The sequence below is a fragment of the Methylobacterium sp. WL116 genome, assembly GCF_008039455.1.
Taxonomy (GTDB): Bacteria; Pseudomonadota; Alphaproteobacteria; order Rhizobiales; family Beijerinckiaceae; genus Methylobacterium.
The window spans coordinates 1-4,161 of record NZ_VRUV01000411.1; the positions used below are offsets into that span (position 1 = coordinate 1).

A 4,161-nucleotide genomic window follows, 5' to 3' on the forward strand; every position below is an offset into this window, starting at 1 on the left:
CGCGCTGGGCCTGGGTCGCCGGGGCCGCCCTGGCGATGGGCGGCGGCATCTGGTCGATGCACTTCGTCGGCATGCTCGCCTTCGAGATGGGCATGCCGGCCGCCTACGACCTCACGCTCACCCTCGCCTCCCTGCTGATCGCGGTCGGCGCCACCGGCGCGGCCTTCGTCCTGATCAGCCGTCCGGGTGCGGGCCCGCGCGAGGTCCTCGTCGGCGGTCCGCTGATGGGGGTCGGCGTCGCGGGCATGCACTATACCGGCATGGCGGCGATGCGGGTGCCCGGCAATCTCGCCTACAGCTGGCCCGTGGTCGCGCTCTCGGTGGCGATCGCCGTCACCGCCGCGACGGCCGCCTTGTGGCTGACCTTGCGCCGGCACGGCGTCTGGCAGAAGCTGTCCGCCGCATTCGTGATGGGCCTCGCGGTCGCCGGGATGCACTACACCGGGATGGCGGCGGCGACGTTCACGGCGGAGGCCGCCGGCGCCCACGCCGCCCATGCCGGCGGCGTCGGCGCGGGCCAGCAGAACCTCGCCCTCTCGGTCGGCGGCGCGACCTTCCTGATCCTCTTCCTCGCCATGCTGGCCTCGTCCGTCGACCAGCAGCGGGTCCAGCGCGATCTGCAGGCCAGCGAAGCGCGGTTCCGCGCCGCCGTCCAGGCGGTGCGCGGCGTGCTCTGGACCAACGACGCCGCCGGCCGGATGGTCGGCGAGCAGCCCGGCTGGGCGGCGCTGACGGGCCAGGCGCCCGAGGCCTATGCCGGCTTCGGCTGGGCGAGCGCCGTGCACCCCGACGACGTGCAGCCGAGCATCGCGGCCTGGAACGCGACGGTGGCCGCGCGCCGGCCCTTCGTGCACGAGCACCGGGTCCGCGCCCGCGACGGCAACTGGCGTCACTTCGCGATCCGCGCCGTGCCGGTCCTCGACGACCGCGGCGCGATCACCGAGTGGGTCGGCGTGCACACCGACATCACCGAGCAGCGCGAGGCCGAAGGCGAGCTGCGGGAATCGAACGAGGAGCTCCAGCGCTACGCCTACATCGTCAGCCACGACCTGCGCTCGCCGCTGGTCAACGTCATGGGCTTCACCTCCGAGCTGGAGGAGGCCCGCCCCGAGATCCGCCGGGCGCTGGGGGACCACCCGGAGGCCGAGCGGATCGACGCCGATCTCGGCGAGGCGCTGGGCTTCATCCGGGCCGCCGTGACCCGGATGGAGGGGCTGATCGCCGCCATCCTGAAGCTCTCGCGCGAGGGGCGGCGCAGCTTCGCGCCCGAATCCCTCGACCTGACGCGCCTCCTGCGGTCGCTGGTCGACGCGCAGCGCCACCAGATCGAGACCGCCGGCGCGACGGTGGAGGTCGCCCCAGACCTGCCGACCATCGTCGCGGACCGGCTGGCGGTCGAGCAGGTCCTCGGCAACCTGATCGACAACGCTGTGAAGTACCTCGACCCGGCCCGGCCCGGGCGGATCACGATCACCGCACGGTCGGTGGGCGGCAACCGCGTGCGCATCGCCGTCGCCGACAACGGCCGCGGCATCGCCCCGCGCGACCACGCCCGCGTGTTCGAGCTGTTCCGCCGCTCCGGGGTCCAGGACCGGCCGGGCGAGGGGATCGGGCTCGCGCACGTCAAGGCGCTGGTGCGGTCGCTCGGCGGACGCATCGACCTCGCCTCGGCGCTGGGCGCGGGCACCACCTTCGAGGTGACGCTGCCGCGCGAGGCCGCTACAGGTCGTGAGGCACACGGCGCCCCGACGACGCTGGCCGCGGAATGACCCTGGAGGCCGCCATGAACGCCGTCAGCATCGTGATGATCGAGGACGACGACGGCCACGCCCGGCTGATCGAGCGGAACATCCGCCGCGCCGGCGTGAACAACGAGATCATCCCCTTCCGCGACGGCACCTCGGCCCTGGCCTTCCTGCTCGGGCCGGACGGCTCGGGCGAGGCCAGCGCCCGACGCCACCTGCTGATCCTGCTCGACCTCAACCTGCCGGACATGACCGGGATCGACATCCTGGAGAAGGTGAAGGCCAACCCGCACACCAAGCGCTCGCCGGTCGTGGTCCTAACCACCACCGACGACAGCCGCGAGGTGCAGCGCTGCTACGATCTCGGCGCCAACGTCTACATCACCAAGCCGGTCAACTACGAAGGCTTCGCGAACGCCATCCGCCAGCTCGGCCTGTTCTTCTCGGTGATCCAGGTGCCCGAGAATCCATGACCGGCCCTCCCCCCGCCGCGGCCGACCCGGCCGGCACGGCCCGCATCCTCTACATCGACGACGACCCCGGGCTCGCGCGCCTGGTCCAGCGCGCGCTCGGCGCGCGCGGCTACGTGGTCGAGCTCGCCGCCAGCGGCGATGCCGGGCTGGAGCGGCTGGCGCGGGGCGGGATCGACGTCGTCGCCCTCGACCACCACATGCCCGGGCAGACCGGGCTCGACGTGCTTCCGGCGATCCGCGCCCTGCCCGACGCGCCGCCGGTGGTCTACGTCACCGGCTCCGAGGACAGCCGGGTCGCCGTCGCCGCGCTGAAGGCCGGCGCGGTCGACTACGTCTGGAAGGACGTGCAGGGCCAGTTCCGCGAGCTGCTCGGCGGCGCCGTCGACACCGCCCTGCGCCAGGAGGCCTTGCGCCGCGACAAGGAACGCGCCGAGGCGGAGGTCCGCGCGGCGCGCGACCACGCCGTGATGCTGCTGCGCGAGGTCAACCACCGGGTCGCCAACTCCCTCGCCCTGGTGGCGGCGCTGACGCACATGCAGACCAGCGCCGTCTCGGACCCGGCCGCGAAGGCGGCGCTCGAGGAGATGCAGGCGCGGATCTCGGCCATCGCCGGCATCCACCGCCGTCTCTACACCTCCGACGACGTCGAGGCGGTCGAGCTCGACGCCTATCTCGCCAGCCTCGTCGAGGAGCTGCAGGCGGCGATGCGGGCCTCGGGGCGCGATCACGCCATCCGGCTGAGCGCCGACCCGGTGCGGCTGGCCACCGACAAGGCGGTCTCCGTCGGGGTGGTTGTGACCGAGCTGGTGACCAACGCCTACAAGTACGCCTACCCGGTGAATGCCGCCGGCGAGATCCGGGTCGAGCTCCGGCGCCGGGCCGAGGACACCCTCGAGCTCGCCGTCGAGGATGACGGGATCGGCTGGACGGGCGAGGGACGGCCGCGCGGCACGGGCCTCGGCTCGCGCATCATCCGGGCGATGGCGACGAACCTGCGCTCGGGCCTGTGCTACGTGCCCGACCGCATCGGCACCCGGGCCGTGCTGTCGTTCCGGGCCTGACGGCCCCGTTTTCGCGCGGATCGGATCCTCTAGGCGGCCGGGGTCGGGACGGCATCGGCGCGGACGGGGGGCACCGCCGCCGGCCCCGTCCGGGTGGCGAGCCACAGGACGTTCCGCGGGCCCTCCCCGCTGGCACGCGAGCGCACCCGGACCTCCTCGACGGAGAAGCCCGAGCGGGCGAGCCGCGCCTTGAACTTGCGGTCCGGCCGGCCGGACCAGACGCCGAGGATGCCGCCCGGGCGCAGGGCGTAATGGGCGCGCTTCAGGCCCCAGCCGTCGTACAGGCGGTTGTTCTCGCCCCGGACCATGCCCTCGGGGCCGTTGTCGACGTCGAGCAGGATCGCGTCGAACGCCGCCGGGCCGGACTGGATCAGGCGGTTCACGTCCGCCTCGTGCAGGGCCAGCCGGGGATCGTCGAGGCTGCCGTCGAACAGGTGCGCCAGGGGCCCGCGCGCCCACGCCACCACCGCGGGCACGAGCTCTGCGACGACGATCTCCGCCTCCGGCCCGAAGGCGCCGAGCGCCGCGCGCAGGGTGAAGCCCATGCCGAGGCCGCCGATCAGCACGCGCGCCTTCGGCCGGTCCCGAAGCCGCGCCGCGACGAGGGTCGCCAGCGCCCGCTCGGATTCGCAGTGCCGGTCGCGCATCAGGTCCTGGTTGCCGACCGTGATCGCGAAGGCGTCGCCCTGCCGCATCAGACGCAGGGTGGTCTTCTCGCCGGGCACGAGACCGGTGTCGACATGGACCCAAGACGTCACGGATGTCCTCCCGCCGTCCGGCGGCGTGGCTGCAGGAACGCCCCTGTACCAGCGGTTGGAGGGCGCCGCGAGGGGCGTGATCCAGGGCCTCGCGCCGCGTCAGGCGCCGGCCGCGAGCGTGGCC

The 4,161-nt window shown here is 73.7% G+C and carries 4 protein-coding genes; 3 read left to right on the forward strand and 1 reads right to left on the reverse strand.

From position 1 onward, the window contains the following. The 3 genes from FV223_RS21620 to FV223_RS21630 all read left to right on the forward strand — a co-directional run. The coding region (locus FV223_RS21620; RefSeq protein ID WP_147728926.1) for an MHYT domain-containing protein at positions 1 to 1,769 on the forward strand (1,769 nt) is incomplete at its 5' end. Positions 1,770 to 1,783: 14 nt separating this feature from the next. Next, the gene (locus tag FV223_RS21625) at positions 1,784 to 2,218 is read left to right on the forward strand and encodes a response regulator (protein ID WP_147728927.1); all 435 of its coding nucleotides are present in this window, start codon (positions 1,784 to 1,786) and stop codon (positions 2,216 to 2,218) included. Continuing rightward, on the forward strand, positions 2,215 to 3,279 hold the full coding sequence (locus tag FV223_RS21630) for a response regulator (protein WP_147728928.1): 1,065 nt from the start codon (positions 2,215 to 2,217) through the stop codon (positions 3,277 to 3,279). Before FV223_RS21625 ends, FV223_RS21630 begins: the two co-directional genes overlap by 4 nt. Positions 3,280 to 3,308: 29 nt before the next feature. Here FV223_RS21630 and FV223_RS21635 read toward each other — a convergent pair whose 3' ends face one another. Continuing rightward, entirely contained in the window at positions 3,309 to 4,037 is a 729-nt protein-coding gene (locus FV223_RS21635) for a hypothetical protein (protein WP_147728929.1), read from the reverse strand. Positions 4,038 to 4,161: the final 124 nt, after the last annotated feature.

Bases quoted from the DNA above. Each gene is read 5' to 3' on its own strand.
- FV223_RS21625 (WP_147728927.1), top strand. From the start codon at position 1,784: ATGAACGCCGTCAGCATCGTGATGATCGAGGACGACGACGGCCACGCC.
- FV223_RS21630 (WP_147728928.1), top strand. From the start codon at position 2,215: ATGACCGGCCCTCCCCCCGCCGCGGCCGACCCGGCCGGCACGGCCCGC.